Genomic DNA, 16,552 nt, shown 5'->3' on the forward strand with positions numbered 1-16,552 from the left:
TGGAACTGAAGGAGGAGCATCATGATAGGCAAAAACGAGTGGGAACGTGTGAATGGCCATAAGGGTAAAGTACTGTGGTTCACGGGATTGCCAGGTTCGGGCAAGTCGACGTTGGCTGCCGAAACAGAGAGAGAGCTGTTCCAGCGAGGCATCCGCTGCGTGGTGCTCGATGGGGACCAGCTTCGATCAGGCATTAATAGCGACCTTGGGTTCACAGATGAGGCACGCCGAGAGAACCTGCGGCGCGCGGCTGAGATCGCCTCACTCTTTTTACATATTGGATTTGTCGTTCTTGTGTCCATGATCTCCCCATCGGCGGAAGATAGAAGCAAGATTCGGCAGCAATTCCTTTCGGAAGAGTATATGGAGGTCTATGTAAAGTGCTCTCTTAAAATGTGTGAGCAGCGCGATCCTAAAGGGTTATATCGAAAAGCGCGATCCGGCCTCATTAAGCAGTTTACAGGGATCGACTCGCTGTATGAGCCACCACTAGAGGCGGAGCTGACGTTGGATACAGAATACAAGCCCTTGGAGTATTGCGTTCAAGTTCTTATGGATAGCATCCTCCAGGGAAACGAGTTGTAAAGGAAGATAGGCAATTGTATAAGAACTCAAGTTTATGGAAACGAGGCTAAACAAATGCGCTTCAAATGGATTTATATTATACTTTTGAGTGCTTTGGCGCTTAGACTCTACTACATTTTCAGCAACTCGTTTCCCCCTCTGGTCGGCGATGCGATGTTCTATAGTAAGATGGCAAAGCAATTTCTGGAAACAGGGATACTAGGCTATAATTCAACAGAGCCTAATGGCTATGTCACGCCTGGGTTTCCGCTGGTTCTCTCCGCAGTGTACGGGTTATTTGGTACCGATCAACTAGGGGTTCAACTCTTACAAGTTGCATTCAGTGTACTCACGATATGGGTTGTCTATCGAATCGCCCAAAAGTATTTAAGCGAGACGTTCAGTTTAATTAGCGCTGCATGCATGGTCATTTATCCAGGATTTATTTATGCCAATGGACTGCTTCTGACCGAGGTTACGTTTACGCTAATGCTGGCCTCATTTTTGTTAATGCTATTGGAGGGGTTACAAAGAGGCCGGAGTTTGACATTGATTGCTGCCGGAATTTTGCTGGGATTCAGCGTCATGGTCCGGCCGACCCCCGCGATTCTTGTTCTGCCCTTGGCTCTTTATTTCGCAATCAAGCTTCCATCCAAAAAGCTTGTTTTTCGAGCGCTGTTCTATGTCGGTTTCTGTTCGTTTATCGTCGTTCTCCCATGGTGGATTCGAAATTTCATGTTATTCGGCGAGCCTGTGTTATTTGCTACTTCCGGAAACAATCCTTTACTGTGGGGTGTCCATCCTTATTCCATTGGGTGGGAGGATACTTTCGATTCGATTTATCAATTGCATCCTACTGAGCTTGAGCGGAATGCATTATGGGGTGAAAAGGCGAAAGAAATGTTCCTCTCTCAACTTCCCCAGACAGGATTTATCAAATGGTTTCTAATCGGCAAGCTGAATGGTTTCTGGAGAATCCCTTGGGTCGAAAACGGGGAGATTGCTCACATTTTTGAAAAATGGCGAAATCCTCTGCACCTGTTGTTCGTTGCGGGGGGCTGGCTGGGCTTAATGGTAAGTGTCTTGCGCAAGCATGCGATCGCTTGGATGGCGTTGGTTATCGTTATTTATACGATTATGCATCAAATCATGCTGCCTATTCCCCGTTATGCTTACCCCATAATGCCGTACATGATTATCTTTTTCTGTTACGGAATGAGCCTGCTTTATGATGCGGTAGACAAGAGTGTAAAAAAGGAGAATCAACATGCTTTATAAAGTTTATGCTGGGGTTATCCTTGTATTTGCCACTCTTGTCTTGTACAGCGTATTTATATTCGACAGCGATAAAGGAGAGCTGGAGTGGAGACAGGCTCAGGCAGAGAGAACTGCAGAATTCTTGTTTACAAATTTTGAGGATTGGACAGCTTATAACATTAGCAAGAAGGGGAGCGAATGGGCCTCCACGACAAATGACCCGATCTTGATCGGCCCTTCCATGGAGACCTCACAAGTCAAGCAAACTTATTTTCTCATCGAGCTCTCAGTAAATGGCGGACGTGAGGTTCAAGTATTTTGGAGGGGAGCCGGAGAATCATTTTCGGAAACGAAAAGCAAAGTATACTCCGGTAAGACGATCGAATCGATGGTCGATGGCGATGTTGAGCAGATTCGAATCGATCCTACTATGAAACCAGGAGTGGATTTCGTTATGCATGAGGTGCGTATTGAGAAGTATCGTTAGCCCGTTTTAACAACTTATTTCCTTTTACTCATGTATCACATGTAGGGCGAGATTCGATGCAGAAGAATAAGTTTCAAGGAGACAGTCAATGACAACTCGCCTCTGGATAAAAGCTGAATTGTCGTTGGGGATGAAGTGAAGATTACGAATGAGTCCGGTAAGCAAGTATTCGTCATCACAGCGCATTTTACTTATTCCCTAATACAACTATTCTCTCCTGTAAACCTTCCACAATCTCTTTCGGCACCTCTCTAATCCGGATATCCTCACCTAAGAAAAGCAGCCAATTTGTGATTTCGGCCAATTCATCCGAATGATGAACATTGATGAAAGTCTTTAAAATTGCCGTAGTCTGATAAGGATTCGTGTATGAAATTGAAATTTTTAACGGATGGTATTTTTTAAACTGGGCAATCGCCTTTGGACCCAGTTCAAGGACAAGGTTAATAGCTTCTTCCTGCTTGCTTAGCTGTTCAATAATTTTTTTCTTGCTAAATCTTTTTTTCTCAGCGTATGGCGTAACATTGGTGAGATTGTCGACAGGAATAATCCGCCTCTTTTCTTCCTTTAGGTCAAAGCCTTCGATTTGCCAATAGCTTTTTTCACGATATAAGTGCAACAGATAAATGGGATAAGACTTTATTTCCCTGCCTACTTCGACGGAAACCACTAAGTAGCTGTCCATAATAATGATTTGGATGAGTTGTTCTAACATAGGATGGGGCAGATCTGACAGATCAAGTAGGTCGGGATTATGGGGGTTGGTTCCTTCAAACAGCAGGATTTGATTTAACAGAACAAGATCATCTTGCTGGTTTTTCGAGATGAGTCCGAGTAATTTTTCTGCTAAAGATTGGCGACTCTTGAGATAGGGGAGTTGTTGATTTCTTGTGGCCATGAAGGCAATAAACAGTGCTTTAATCTCATTATCGGTAAAGCGGACAGTCGGTAGGACGGAATTGTTCATGACAAAATAACCTCCGTCCCTCCCAACTTCAGCGACAAGCGGCATCCCCATCGTCTCAATTTCTCTGATATCTCTAATGGCTGTTGAACGAGAGATGTTAAATTCCCGCATAATTTCGGAAATGGTAAAGTGAGCTCGGTTGTTGATATACCGCATGATGATGTTAATTCGTTCTACTTTTTTCATCGGGTCCTCTAAACAGTATCATATTTTGACATGATTTAAGATTATTATAAACGTATCAAGTGAAAAAACAAATCATTTAATCAATTTGAAAGAAGGAGATTTGATTATGGCAACGTATACCCTTGAGGAAAAAGACAGCTTTATCGTTCTAGGTATTGGCACGGAGTTGAAGAGCGATTACACGGATTATGCCGGCATGAACAAGGAGAAGGAAAGCTTTTGGCGGGCAGTGGAGCAGGATGGAAGGCTTAACGCTTTAAAGGCCATTGCCACGAACGACTACATTTTTGCCGTAAGCGAAGCGGTAAATCAAAAGATGATGTATTATGCTGGCGTCATGACAGGAGCATCGGTCCCGGAAGAACACAGAGTTATTCAATTCCCTAAGGGACAATACCTCGTCGTTAAAGGCGAAGGGAAGACGGCGGATGAGTTGAGTAATATGCTCACGGGCATTGCCTTTGGCCAAGTCTTGCCAGAAGCCCAGAATTTCTCTTATGTCGGCGGGCCAAATGCAACGGTTGAGATGGGGCAGCGAGACGGCCTCGTCTATGGTGAAGTATGGATTCCTGTTGTTAGGAAATAAGTTATATCATAGGAGGGATTAGAGTGTCTCAGATCGTTGATTTTAAAAATGTATCTACGGTTGGTTTAGAATCTTCACCTGTAGTAGAAGCGCTGGCTGGTTTACGTGCGAATGAAGCCCGTTACTTTATGAACAAATACAAGCATGAATTTACGGTTGAACAAGCTAGCGAAAGCCAGGATACGCTTGATTATGTGAACCGAATTTTGAAGGAAGAGCGTGATATTGAATTTGCGGCCAAGCCTTTAGAAACATCGCGGTTTCAAGTGGAAAATATTAAATTTGCCTATGTGTTTTATGAGGATGGTCTTTCGATCAACGTCATGTATACGGTGGATGACCCTAAGAAGCGGGCCGTTGGTTTTAAGCTTTCCGAGGGTATGGAGATACCTAAGGAGTTAGCAGAGAAGTTTAAGTTTGCTAGGCAGAAGTCTAAACTAGCTGGAACAATCCGAGGTTCGTTTTTTGTCATTAAAAAAGAATATTAAAGTAAGTAAAAGTTCCATTAAATAAATCCATCCATTTCTTCTATTAGCATTTGCAAAATGCAAGACTAAGGGCTATCCTTTTGAGGGATGGCCCTTAGTCTTGTCGCGACAGACAGAACGGAGAACCGTACCACAAATAGAGTAAATCAAAGCTGCACTCTCATCATAAAAATCGTATTCTTAGCGGGTTTTAATACAAAACATCATTATAAATAGTACAAAAATTAGCAATTGTCATAATTATGACAACAGGAATATGTCTAAACACGTCGAATATATCGAAGATATTATCTGTTTAATTCAGCGTGCGGAGGACTCAATTATGATTAGCAGTACAAGCCTTCTTATTCCCCCTGTGCGAAAATCGTTGGTATCAAGGCCGCGGCTGACGCGCAGGCTTGAGGAAGGAATGGGGACCAAGCTGACGTTGTTATCCGCCCAAGCTGGCTACGGCAAAACGACAGCGTTAAGCGAATGGGCGAGGCAATGCCAACACCCAGTTGCCTGGATCTCACTAGACAAGTACGATAACGATTGGAGTGCATTCTGGAGCTGCGTCTTCGCATCCATACGAGAGAAAGTGCCACGTTTCGGGGAGTCGATTGAATATATACTTGAGCAAGCGTCGGCGGCATCCATTGATTCCGCCATTTCGGCGTTTTTAAATGAGCTAAATTCAATTAAAGGTGATTTCGTTCTTATTTTAGACGACTACCATGTCATTGAGAATGCGCCGGTAAACGAGTCAATCCGATATATGCTTGCACATCTACCTACCCATGTTCATCTCTATATAGCAAGTCGCACCGAATTACTCTTTCCTACTACCAGGCTGCTGGCCAAAGGGGAGATAAATGTCATCCGGGTTGAAGATATGCGATTCGAGCTGGAGGAAGGGTATGTTTTCTTCAAGGAGACGACAGATTTATCTTTGACGGAAAAGCAAGTGGCTGAGTTGTTCCATCAAACGGAGGGTTGGGTGAGCGGACTGCAGCTCGCAGCCATCTCACTGAAACGAAGCGGCAACATAGCCGATTCAATTAGCCAATTTAATGGTCGGCAGCGTCACATTTCCGATTATTTGCTGGAAGAGGTTTTTGAGCATTTACCGGTATCCTTGCGGGAATTTCTGCTGGCCACGTCCGTTCTAAATCGCATGAACTGGGAGATGTGCCTAGCGGTAACGGGAAAGAGCGACAGTCAAGAGCAATTAGAACAGCTGGAACAGCTGAATTTGTTTATTGTTCCACTGGATGATCAACGCAATTGGTTCCGATATCACCACCTATTGTCCGAGTTTTTGCAGCAACTGAGCGCTAGAGAGCATACGGAGCTGTGGAGACAATCTCATCAGCGAGCTGCCGTTTGGCATGAGAATGAGGGACTCAACGAAGAGGCCGTGGAGCATTACATCAAAGCGCAGCAGTCAGATGATGCCGTACGGCTTATTGACCGCCTTTTGCCGGATCTCATGTTATCGAAGGGCAGCGTACTCGTGAGATGGATTACATCTCTACCTGAGAGCAGCTACGAGCACATGCCGACCTTCGAATTGTTCTATATCTCCAACTTATTAATGGAAGGAGAATGGCGTCAAGGGCTGCATAGGGCTGAGCAAGCGGAAAAACGGTTTGTAGCCATGAGAGAATATATCCCGGAACCCGCATTTAATCAGTTAATTGGCAATCTTTATTACCTATGCGGTATCTTTTCTTATTTGCAGCAGGACTTGCCGCTAACTTCAAAATATTTTGAGCTGTCGGAGCTATATTTGCCGGAAGCTAGCAGCTTTCAGAAAATTTCAAGCAAACGGTATCAAGGACACGAAGGATTCATGGATCTTCTATCGCTAAGCAACAATCTTCACGAAGTGGAGTTATTTCTGCTGAAGTGGATTAAGACGTGGGAAAAGAAAAAAAACTACCCATTTGTCGGATATCATTATTTGTCGTATTGCCTGCTTCTATATGAGTGGAATCGACTGGAAGAGGCGGAGTTGTATCTTGAACAAGCCATAAATCGGGAGGATTTGCGAACCAACGTATGGATCTGGATTCATATCGGTCTTGCTTCGTCCTTGGTTCAACGTGCAACGGGGAAAGAAAGCCAAGCAATAGAATGGCTTAATGATCTCGGCTCTAATGTGGATTCGCCCGATCAGCAAGCCATTTGGAAGAGGATCAAGGCGGAGCAGGCGCAACTATTGCTGAGTCAAGGGCTGCCGCAACAGGCATACGATTGGTTGGAGCAAAGCGGAATGTCGCATGTGGACGAGGTTACGCCTCGCTATTTCGAGGAGTATCTGATTATGGTGAGAATTCTCGCGGCGAACAAACGGATTGAGGATGCTAAGCGATTGCTAGAGCAGTTGGATCGTCTGGCGGAAAAGGAGAATCGTCTTCGAGGCCGAATTAAGCTAAAAATCCTGCAAAGCGCGGTGCTGTGGCAATCCGATTGTCCCAAAGAGGCTTTCGCTTCCTTGGAGATAGCCTTAAGGCTTTCAGAACCTCCGGGCTATATTCGCAGCTTTCTCGATGAAGGCCCGCTGATGGCCGAGATGCTAAGCCAGCTCGTGAGTGAGCAGCAAGAGGCTGCAAAGCCGGGGATGCCCTTGAAATATATCCAACAGATCCTTGAAGCTGCAAATAGCAGCCAGTCTTATAAGTTGTTGTCGAATGAGGCTCTGACGGAACAGGAAGAGAAGGTACTTGTTCTTCTTACAGAAGGATTAATATATAAGGAAATAGCCGTTCGACTGGGCATTACGTTGGACACAGTAAAGTTCCATATGAAGAATGTTTATCGAAAGCTAGGGGTCAGTAATCGGACACAAGCCATTCAACGCGTCAAACAGCATCGGAATGTGGACTGAGCATGTAGCTAGTGAGGTTGACGAGCATATTAAACGGCATCGTTAAGGACTTCAAGCATAAAGGGAAACCTAAAAGACAGTATCCTCGGGGATGCTGTCTTTTTTTGCATTGTGACCCCTCAAATAGCATTTGTAGAATGAAGGTTATACGAAGATTTAATTCGGCAGCTTGAGCGAAGAGACTAAAACAGGTGGCCCTGCGGAGGCTGTTGCGCTCAAAAGGTGATTGTTCAAATCCATGTCATTCCTTTATTTCACGATAGGCTCGGATACGCATACATCTCGTATGGCGTTCATTAATAATAACGATGCTTTTCCCAAAAGATTTTTATCTTTATACACGATTCCTATGCCGAGAACAGGGTTTAGGTCGATAACGGGTCGAATGACCGAGGAGCCTTCGAGCTCCAGACCGCTGTAAATCGGAACAATACCCACCCCAAACTCGCCTTTAACCATTTGTTGGATGACAAAGAAGCTACCAATCTCGATACAAGTGAAAGGGGATTGGCCGGTTGGACAAAACGACGTTTCCCATAGCTCCCTATAGATACAAGTCGATTCTTTGACCAGAACGGTTAGCCCCGTTAAATCGCTTGCCGTAATGCTATCTTGATTGGCTAAGGGATGATTCACATTTAACATAACCCCTAATCGTTCCTCAATTAGCGGCTCAAATTCCAGCATGAGATTCGACGGCGGTGCCGAGCATATACCGAAGTCCAGTTCACCGGCTCGAACCCTATCCATAATCAATTTGCTGCCGCTCACTTCCATGGTTAACTCCACTTTCGGACGAGTCTTGTAAAAGTCGGCTATAACGGCCGCCAGCTTTTGGCTTGCCATGGGCTCAATGGCGGCGAATCGAACGGAACCATCATCACCCGCCGCGATGTCGGAGACGGTCTGTTTCATGGCTCCGATTGACTTCAGTAAAGCTGAGGCCTCATGCTGGAGCCATCGGCCGGCTTCAGTTACGATTACGCGTTTGCCGTCGCGCACGAATAAAGAAACGCCTAGATCAGCTTCGAGGCGCTGAATCTGAAGGGTTACCGTAGAAGGAGCATATTTAAGTTCCTCGGCAGCTTTGTGAAAATAGCCAAGACGCACGCAAGCTTCGAAGGTTTTTAAAGCACGAAAATCCATTGTCATCATCCTTTAGTTTAAGATATATGAACAATCGGTTCATTTAATTCAATTTTACAAAACATTCCACTGAATTTACACTAGGGTTAACAAATTTTTTTAGGGGAAGATGCGGCAATGGGTACGAAACCCGCCTTAAATGGGATTACTGTATGGGCATCACTTTTATTTATCGTCATTCTCGGTTTTTCTAGACTCTCTTACGGCATGTTTTTGCCAGGTATACAGAGGGAGATCGGGGGGAGCTACAGTCAACTGGGCATATTAGGTACGGTCAACTTTGTTGGTTATTTGATCGGAACATTATGTCTTTCGCCTTTAATCTCGCGATTCCCGAATCAAAAACATGTCATCAATCGAATGACTTGTTTTCTGCTCGGGTTGGCCATGATTGGCTCAGCATGCAGTGAACATTTCATTCAGCTTGGGTTATGGCGGTTTGCGATTGGGTTGTTCTCGGCCTTCGCCACAGTGTTAGTCCTGTCCATTGCAATGGATGCCGTTCGACCGGCGGAAAGAGGAGCAGCGTCGGGTCTAATATGGGCGGGCGGTTGCGCCGGCATTCTAGTGACGGGATTATTTGCCCCCTTTACCATAGACCCATCGCACCTGGAGGGTTGGCGATATGCTTGGGCGGCCATGGGCGTGTTTGGCGTAATCGCTGCGTTAGGTTTCGAGATCGTCACAGGAAAGCGGGAATCCGCAACAATACCCTCGACGACGGAATTGGATTCGCGAGAGCAAGAACGCGTGAATGTGTACCGTCTCCTGTTGAATCCAAAAAAGCTTTTGTTTTTAATTGGATCTTATTTCTTCTTTGGTTGGGGCTACATCATCTACTTCACGTATTTGATTCCCTATCTGGTGAGCAAAGGCATTCCGCCTCTCTATGCTGGGTTGATCTGGTCCGGTATAGGATTTGCAGGCTTATTTAACGGATGGATCGGAGGTAAGGCAATTGACCGTTGGCCGAGCGGATATACACTTGCAGCGGGGTTAATTTTGGGGACGATCGGTGTAATTGGCGTGACCACCAATCATATGTTTTTTACAGCATTGGGCGCTATTATGATTGGGCTGGTTTCCTTTATTACCCCTCCGCTGATGACGACCGCGCTGCTTCGGCGTCATGTCCCTCATCACGCCTATACAGCTTGCCTCAGCTTAGCGACCGCCTGTTTCGCTTCTGGGCAGATGATGGGTCCCGTCGTTGGAGGCATTGCAGTTGAAAGGTACGGTTTACAATTCGGCGTCGCTACCAGCGCGATCTTTATGGCGATAGCCGCTGCGCTGGCTGGCGTGTATGGACAACGACAACGAAAGTTGGATCGCCAAGATTTATCTCACAGCGGCTAAAAATAGGTTTAACAATGACAAAAGATGTCACTATTAGCGTTTAAGATGGATTTGAGGGAGATTAGAGTTAAACAAAGAGGAGTGATAACAAGATGTTGAATTCCGGTCATAACGGCTCAGCTACGAGGAAGTTCTTTTACTCTGCGAATCTTCGGCTTTCTTACCTTGATTTTGGCGGAGATAGCGAACGAGTACTCGTTATGCTGCATGGGTATATGGCTAATGCAAGATCATTCTCGGAGCTGGCCTTGCGCTTCAAAGATTGGCGGATAGTTTCTCTGGATCAACGAGGACACGGTTGGAGCGAGCATCCTTCAGAGAAGGAGTATGCAAGAGAGAATTACGTGGATGATATTCTACAACTCATTCACTCGGAGCTTGGGGGACAGCCTGTCACAATTCTAGGGCATTCGTTGGGCGGATTGAATGCTTATCAATTCGCGGCTCGTTATCCGGAATTGGTGAATGCCGTTATTGTCGAGGATATTGGCGCGGAGATAAACGCCGATTTCTCCTTTGCCGACAAGCTTCCCTTTCGATCGGCGTCTTTAAAGGAGCTGAGAGAATCACTTGCAAGCGTAGGGCTGCGTGCCATTGATTATTTTGCCGAAAGCGTACTGGAGGACGAACAAGGTTGGGGATTCCGAACGGATCTGAAGGGGCTGCAAGTATCCGTTCCAAGGTCCAATGGAGTGTGGTGGGATGATTGGCTAGGTTCGCGATGCCCGGTTCTGCTTATTCATGGCGGCAAGAGCTTTATTCTTGATACCGAGCAAGCAAGACGAATGGAAGAGCGAAGACCGAATACTAAGCTAATGGTGTTCGAACAATGTGGTCACGGAGTCCACTCCGAGGATTTGGACGGTTATTATCACACGGTAAACGATTTTTTAATGGAACTCAAATAAGGGGATGAAAAGATGTATCGTACAGTCAAAGATTTAGTCGCAGAGTGGAAAAACGAAGCCGTATTGACCCAGAAGATATTAGATAGCTTGACTGATGATGCGCTCTTGCAGCAGGTTTATCCTGAAGGACGCACGTTGGGAAGAATCGCATGGCATTTCGTAGCGAACATTCCGGATTATTTAACGGAATTCGGCGTCCCGATAGCAAAAGTACCAAATTCGAGTGAAGTACCATCCGCAAAGGAAATGGCAGACGTTTTTAAAGCAATAAGCTTCCAGGTTTCAAATGCTCTACAAGAGCAATGGACGGATGATACGTTGAAACAAACCCAGAACGCGTTCGGAAGAACGGAATCCACCGCAACGATATTTATGGGATTGATTAAGCACGTTGTTCATCATCGGGGACAGGTTACGGTACTAATGCGGCAAGCGGGGTTACCTATACCCGCAGTATATGGTCCTTCCAAGGAGGGTTGGGCGCAGCTAGGAGTGACGCCACCACTTTGAGCAGGCGACAATTATCAGTATTTAGCATCATGGTAGAATTCTGTATTGGAAAGTCAAAGGCATCCGACTGGGTGCCTTTGACTTTTGCTCTTTTAGTGAGGCTGTGAGGCATTTTAACTAACAGTGATAAATTCCGAGCAAAATAGTTCGTGTAGGAAGGACGCCTAAGTATTTTTAAAATAGGAAAGAGTGTCACGGGAGATATATTTAGAATGCTAATTATATCTTGAAGCGTCATTGTAATAATAGAACCCAATAATAACTGAGCTCTTGGAGCGTTAAGCATGCAAATTTGGGGCTTATACTGCTCAAACACCTGACTGATTGGAGCAGTTAAAATGCAAATGAGTTAGGAGTATCATAACGTTAAGGTACTATGCACCTAAAAATGAATGGAAGGACATTGTTTACTTCACCGCCAAATACCAAAGACTATGCGGCATCCGCTTCTGACGTAAGCTTTGCCATTACCGCGCTGCGCGCCTCGTCCGTGAAACGGAGAGCTCCGTTTTCCTGAATGATAAGTCCTTCTCGCATTCGCCAATCCAGCCAATCGCTGACGAAGCCGGGCGCATATCCGCCTTGTCCGAACTCGCCGCCAAAAGCGATGATTTGACTATACGTATCTAAATACAGCTGACGACTAGTAGCCGTGTACGAGTTCGTGTATAGCCAAAACTGCACATCATACATGAGATGAGACAGCTCATCTGCATGAAAGGAGAAATGGCCCTTCTCCTGGACAATCCGGGTACAGACCCTGCGAATATTGAACTCCAGATCGTCCACCTCAGAGGCCTTATCGCAGAGCTCTGCCAGAAGTGGCGAGAATTTACCTTCTGCTACTTTGCGCAGATCATCCTCTTTATCTTCTTCAGAAGTGTCGTATTCCTCGTCGCTCACCAGCCCGCGAATGAACGTCTCGAAGTCAGGTGCCAAAAACGTGATCTCGTAATCATCTTCTTGATCGACATGGATGACTTCTGGTTCGCCGTCCTTTCCGCAGTGCCTGTAATCCAGCATCACGACGTCATGACCTGCCGAAGGGCAATCACATATCACTACACCGATATTCGGATAACCCCACTCTTCAATCATAAACGGGCTGCCGAGGTCACCGCAGATCGCATAGCTTTTGTCGCGTCCAATCCCCATAATTCCGGTAATGGCAATATGATCCTCAGTCCAAGAGGTAGCTTCATCTGTTGGAAAGGATGTGCGATAGGGAATTCCTCCATTCTGATGCTTCATTAAAGCAATATAGGCTGCTGGCAGCTTATAGCCGAGTTCCTCTTCCACGGAAGCAATTAGCTCATCCGTAGGCGGCTCAGAGACATATTGATCTCTGGCATAGGTACTGTCTTCCCAGAAGCTGTCGAGATCCATTCCTTCAAATGGAGGCAATTCCGAATCCTTCTGCTGCCTGCTGAGTGTACGCCGGGCTTCGGCTTTTTGCTGCTTCTGTAATTTACTACGGCTTAAACCCAGCAACCGGGCTGAATACTGATCGTCAGGATCCAGCTCCAGGGCGTTGTTCAGCACAGTTACCGCTTCTTCATAACGCTTCATATAGTAATAGGAGTACCCTACGCGAAAATGCCATAACGGATCATTTTTTCCCTGTTCAGCAATGAAAGCAAACTGTTCGAGCGCATCTTCATACAAATCTAGATTGTTATACGCCCGGCCCATGCTGCTGACCATATCGTAATCCCTGTCCGCAGGAGGAATCTTCATTAGCATGTCAATGATTTGCTGGTGCTCGCTATCCTCGTGCCACTGCATGATCTGTACGCTCAGCTCTTCTTTCATCGTTTTCTTCTGCCTCCCAAGTGAAAATATGTTTTTCTCTATTTTACCAGATATAAGGTTATATACTGAAATGGGCGATTGAGTTAATCCCATCGGCAAAATGGGCTATGCGGAGACTAGCATAGGCAACAGAGAGTAAAGCGAAGATGCCCTGCGCAGAATTCCTACAATGATAACCTATTGTTAGACCGCCAAAAAGTCATGTTACCCTTCAATTTCGACCGCTTGGTGCAAATGCGTTCCTAATACGTACACCATCGCTTACATTAATGGATATAAACGACTTTGCGCGAAGGGTGGTCAACATGAATATAGGAATTAAAATATTGGTTGGTTTAATCGTCTTGGTTGCAGTTGGAATTGGTTTATTGGCGTTTTTGAATCGGTCGATATCGAAAGAAGCAGTTCATGAAAAGATTGATAAACATATCACGAAGGTACTCGAAAAAAATGATTCGTTATCGAGCGTGTTATTGACGATACAATCTGACCAGACAGACTACATGGAGCAATTTGCAGTAGGCACAAAAAATCATATTTCAGATCAGCCTGCTCAAACCAATAGTCCCTATCATGCAGCAAGTGTCGGCAAAACGATGTGTGCTGTTGTTTATGGCTTGTTAGTAGATAAGGGCAAAATTAGTTATGACGATAAAATCAGTTCTTGGCTGGCTCCTGAGATTCTAAATGGGTTATTTGTAATCGACGGCACGGATTATAGTGATCAAGTGACAGTCAAACATTTACTGAGCCATACATCGGGAGTTGCCGATTATTTTGAAGGTCCGGTCAAAAGAGGAAAGCCAATATTGGAAATCATAACATCCAATCCAGACCTTTCATTCACTCCTGAAGAGCTGATTGCATTTACTAGGGAAAATCAGGAGCCTGTTGGACGTCCTGGACAACAATTCAATTATTCGGATACGGGATATATATTGCTTGGACTTATTCTGGAAGCAATCGAGGAAAAGCCTTATTCCGATATCTTAGAGGAACGAATATTCGAGCCGTTAGGCATGAAGGATAGCTATCTAATGTTTTATCATGATGAGCCGGCTGATATTCTAGGGGTTTACTTGAATGGCATCGATTATAGCGACAAAAACGCATTATCGATCGACTGGTCAGGCGGTGGTGTAGTAACGACTATGAATGATCTGCTAACGTTTATGCGGGCTTTGGAAAAAGGGGCTTTACTGTCTGATGAAGTGTATAAACAAATGACGGACTTTAACCAACGCTATGAAAAAGGTATTTATTACGGCATGGGTATGATGTATTTTGACTTTAGCGAGTTGTCATTCCTGCTTGGCTCCATGACGGATGTATATGGCGGTGTCGGAGCAACAGGGACTTATATCTTATATGACAAGAAAAAGGATACCTTCTTCATCGCTAATTTTGGTTCGCTTGATTTTGCGGAAAAAGGGATAGAAGAATTAGTAAAAATAAGAATGATTTATGATAGGATGATAGTTGAATAAACAATCCAAATGGCGTCATTAGGAGATAAGATGGTTCAATTATTGTGTTCAAATAAGGTTTATGAGAAGTTGAAGCAAGAGTTATCCAAATACCAAATAGAAATCGAGCAAGACAGTGAGTTGGTACTCGTTGAGAATGGATATGACATACCTAGCGGAAAGCTTAGTGTTGTATTCGATGCGATTGATTACATGGATGTTGTTAAGCTATTGGTCTCCGGCGTTCGAGAAGATATTCATTATTTGAATACTCTCACAGGTTTAAGCGAAAATAAGTTTGCCGTTATTGAACCAAGGGATATTTTATATCTAGAAGCAGGTCCAGAAGGCATGATGGCTTATACAAAGTCTAATTACTACGGCATCAAAGAAACGCTGCAATATTATGAGAGCATTTGGGCGGCAAAAGGATTTATACGTATCAATAAATCACAACTCGTTAATCTGCTGCACGTAAAAGAGATTATTCCGTGGTTTAATTCAAGGTATGTACTTAGAATGGATAATCTAGCTGAACTGGAAGTATCCAAAATGTATTCAAAAAAGCTTAGAAACACACTCAAGATGTAGGAGAACCATAATGGAAAAAATAAATATGGAAAATATTATAAAATCTTTTTTTCTCGGTATTTTTATGGGCATTGTGCTGCAGTTCTACGACCGTACAGAGGTGTTAGTCAGTTATAAGGTTTTGACGATATTAGCGAGCGGAAGCATAGGATTTATTATTGGTTTTATTACAGAATGGCTAACGGCCATACTCCCGATTAGCATCGCAAATGCTCGAATGTACTTCTTTATCAATAACCTCATTGCACTAGTCGTAACAATATTCATTATGGCAGCCTTAATGATGATTACAAGCAGCGGCATGGAGATTAAGCAGCAATTTATGACGGTATTATTGATTGTGCTGGGCATTATATGCGTTGCAAATTTATTTGACTATTTGATGTATCGGCGAGCTCAGAATAAATTGAAAACCTTCAAGGCATGGATAAAAGATAAATAAGCTATGTCACATACGCAAAGGACTCTTCTACATCGCTATAAAAGCGGAGCTGAAAGGTCCTTTTCAACCTCATCTTGTTACTCCGTTGTTCCATGAGTTACTCTGTGGACATAAGTGAGCCAAGGGGAATCTAATTGCTTATTCCCGTAGCAAATTCTCTCTCACCATTTGAATACAGTCCAGAACTGCGCGGATAACAATCTCAGGCTCTGTTAGTTGCGGGAAGTGCCCGCTTCGGCGAGCTATCATATGTTTGCCCTGTTTGCTTAACCGGACGAAATCTAATTGGTTGTTTGCACGTATCTCCATGACATGCTCAGGCATCATGGGCGGTTTTTTGCCTCCGGATACAACAACAAGAGGAATGTCGGGGAAGGAGCCCGCTTTTTCAATTTGCGCCACGGTTTCTTCCACAAAGTTAACCTCGCTCCACTTGCGCCCTAGAGAGAATGAATCGAACATTCCTAATATCCGGTTAATCCTCTTGATGAATGGATTTTGTGTTTCATTTATGCTTAAATCTTGCGGGTGGCTGGAGTCCAGCAGTACAACGCCCGCTATTTCGTGTGGGAATTGTCTTGCGAACAGGTTGGCATATAAGCCTCCTAAGGAGTGTCCAACGAGAATGTAGGGAGGATGGATGCTCAATTCCGCGAGTAACTGACGAAGTGCGGTTACAATAGTCTCCCCATGCTGGGGAGTTGACGGCTTATCACTGCCTCCGACACCTAATCGATTATAGGCCACGACGGTAGCTGTCTCTGCTAGCTTATGAAAAATCTTGTACCAGCCTTCTATAGGGCCGCTTCCGCCGTTAATGAGGACGACAGCGGGACCTTGCTTAACCGCTTGTGCGTACTCCATCATCCCGCTTGGCGTATGAGTCTTACCTTTAGGAATGGATTTCATCGTAG

At 44.8% G+C, this 16,552-nt stretch carries 16 protein-coding genes; 12 read left to right on the top strand and 4 right to left on the bottom strand.

Annotated features, from left to right (window positions below; translation table 11 throughout):
* The first annotated feature begins 21 nt into the window (after nucleotides 1–21).
* The 3 genes from cysC to AB4Z29_RS09875 are packed head-to-tail and all read left to right on the top strand — an operon-like array spanning nucleotide 22 to nucleotide 2,308.
* Nucleotides 22–585 carry an adenylyl-sulfate kinase gene (gene cysC, locus AB4Z29_RS09865; protein ID WP_441942884.1) on the top strand — a complete coding sequence of 188 codons (564 nt, stop codon included), beginning with the start codon at nucleotides 22–24 and terminating at the stop codon, nucleotides 583–585.
* A gap of 54 nt (nucleotides 586–639) precedes the next feature.
* Complete coding sequence (locus AB4Z29_RS09870; RefSeq protein WP_441942885.1) at nucleotides 640–1,842, top strand: glycosyltransferase family 39 protein; 1,203 nt, start codon at nucleotides 640–642, stop codon at nucleotides 1,840–1,842.
* Nucleotides 1,832–2,308 (top strand): hypothetical protein, encoded by a 477-nt coding sequence (locus AB4Z29_RS09875; protein WP_441942886.1) that lies wholly within the window; start codon nucleotides 1,832–1,834, stop codon nucleotides 2,306–2,308. The genes AB4Z29_RS09870 and AB4Z29_RS09875 overlap by 11 nt, the downstream gene beginning before the upstream one ends.
* Before the next feature lie 187 nt (nucleotides 2,309–2,495).
* On the opposite strand, the gene AB4Z29_RS09880 is transcribed toward AB4Z29_RS09875, so the two are convergent.
* The gene (locus AB4Z29_RS09880; protein ID WP_441942887.1) at nucleotides 2,496–3,461 is read right to left on the bottom strand and encodes a helix-turn-helix transcriptional regulator; all 966 of its coding nucleotides are present in this window, start codon (nucleotides 3,459–3,461) and stop codon (nucleotides 2,496–2,498) included.
* Nucleotides 3,462–3,567: 106 nt separating this feature from the next.
* Here AB4Z29_RS09880 and AB4Z29_RS09885 point away from each other — a divergent pair, with 106 nt between their 5' ends.
* The 3 genes from AB4Z29_RS09885 to AB4Z29_RS09895 all read left to right on the top strand — a co-directional run bounded on the left by AB4Z29_RS09885 (nucleotide 3,568) and on the right by AB4Z29_RS09895 (nucleotide 7,407).
* Nucleotides 3,568–4,047, top strand: coding sequence for a GyrI-like domain-containing protein (locus AB4Z29_RS09885; protein ID WP_441942888.1), 480 nt, complete (start codon nucleotides 3,568–3,570; stop codon nucleotides 4,045–4,047).
* 23 nt (nucleotides 4,048–4,070) lie between these two features.
* A complete protein-coding gene (locus AB4Z29_RS09890; protein WP_183563272.1) occupies nucleotides 4,071–4,535 on the top strand; it encodes a phage tail protein in 465 nt (154 codons plus the stop codon).
* 322 nt (nucleotides 4,536–4,857) lie between these two features.
* The gene (locus AB4Z29_RS09895; RefSeq protein WP_441942889.1) at nucleotides 4,858–7,407 is read left to right on the top strand and encodes a LuxR C-terminal-related transcriptional regulator; all 2,550 of its coding nucleotides are present in this window, start codon (nucleotides 4,858–4,860) and stop codon (nucleotides 7,405–7,407) included.
* Between the two features lie 249 nt (nucleotides 7,408–7,656).
* Here AB4Z29_RS09895 and AB4Z29_RS09900 read toward each other — a convergent pair whose 3' ends face one another.
* A complete protein-coding gene (locus AB4Z29_RS09900; protein WP_441942890.1) occupies nucleotides 7,657–8,553 on the bottom strand; it encodes a LysR family transcriptional regulator in 897 nt (298 codons plus the stop codon).
* A 117-nt stretch (nucleotides 8,554–8,670) separates the two neighbouring features.
* On the opposite strand from AB4Z29_RS09900, the gene AB4Z29_RS09905 reads away from it, so the two are divergent.
* The 3 genes from AB4Z29_RS09905 (at nucleotide 8,671) to AB4Z29_RS09915 (ending at nucleotide 11,327) form a co-directional block, all read left to right on the top strand.
* Nucleotides 8,671–9,909, top strand: a complete 1,239-nt coding sequence (locus tag AB4Z29_RS09905) for a YbfB/YjiJ family MFS transporter (protein WP_441942891.1) — start codon at nucleotides 8,671–8,673, stop codon at nucleotides 9,907–9,909.
* Nucleotides 9,910–10,001: 92 nt separating this feature from the next.
* Nucleotides 10,002–10,817 carry an alpha/beta fold hydrolase gene (locus tag AB4Z29_RS09910; RefSeq protein ID WP_441942892.1) on the top strand — a complete coding sequence of 272 codons (816 nt, stop codon included), beginning with the start codon at nucleotides 10,002–10,004 and terminating at the stop codon, nucleotides 10,815–10,817.
* Between the two features lie 12 nt (nucleotides 10,818–10,829).
* On the top strand, nucleotides 10,830–11,327 hold the full coding sequence (locus AB4Z29_RS09915) for a DinB family protein (protein WP_441942893.1): 498 nt from the start codon (nucleotides 10,830–10,832) through the stop codon (nucleotides 11,325–11,327).
* Nucleotides 11,328–11,759: 432 nt separating this feature from the next.
* Here the strand turns inward: AB4Z29_RS09915 and AB4Z29_RS09920 are convergent, their stop codons facing one another.
* Nucleotides 11,760–13,139 (bottom strand): SMI1/KNR4 family protein, encoded by a 1,380-nt coding sequence (locus AB4Z29_RS09920; RefSeq protein WP_441942894.1) that lies wholly within the window; start codon nucleotides 13,137–13,139, stop codon nucleotides 11,760–11,762.
* A 305-nt stretch (nucleotides 13,140–13,444) separates the two neighbouring features.
* Here AB4Z29_RS09920 and AB4Z29_RS09925 point away from each other — a divergent pair, with 305 nt between their 5' ends.
* From AB4Z29_RS09925 to AB4Z29_RS09935, 3 genes are read left to right on the top strand one after another with little or no spacing between them, the layout of a single operon-like run.
* Nucleotides 13,445–14,626, top strand: a complete 1,182-nt coding sequence (locus AB4Z29_RS09925; RefSeq protein ID WP_441942895.1) for a serine hydrolase domain-containing protein — start codon at nucleotides 13,445–13,447, stop codon at nucleotides 14,624–14,626.
* A gap of 30 nt (nucleotides 14,627–14,656) precedes the next feature.
* On the top strand, nucleotides 14,657–15,196 hold the full coding sequence (locus AB4Z29_RS09930) for a LytTR family DNA-binding domain-containing protein (protein ID WP_441942896.1): 540 nt from the start codon (nucleotides 14,657–14,659) through the stop codon (nucleotides 15,194–15,196).
* Between the two features lie 10 nt (nucleotides 15,197–15,206).
* Nucleotides 15,207–15,638, top strand: coding sequence for a hypothetical protein (locus AB4Z29_RS09935; protein ID WP_441942897.1), 432 nt, complete (start codon nucleotides 15,207–15,209; stop codon nucleotides 15,636–15,638).
* A gap of 138 nt (nucleotides 15,639–15,776) precedes the next feature.
* Here the strand turns inward: AB4Z29_RS09935 and AB4Z29_RS09940 are convergent, their stop codons facing one another.
* Nucleotides 15,777–16,547 carry an alpha/beta fold hydrolase gene (locus AB4Z29_RS09940; RefSeq protein ID WP_441942898.1) on the bottom strand — a complete coding sequence of 257 codons (771 nt, stop codon included), beginning with the start codon at nucleotides 16,545–16,547 and terminating at the stop codon, nucleotides 15,777–15,779.
* Between the last annotated feature and the right edge of the window lie 5 nt (nucleotides 16,548–16,552).

This window comes from Paenibacillus sp. 2TAB23, from assembly GCF_052115165.1.
Taxonomy (GTDB): Bacteria; Bacillota; Bacilli; order Paenibacillales; family Paenibacillaceae; genus Pristimantibacillus.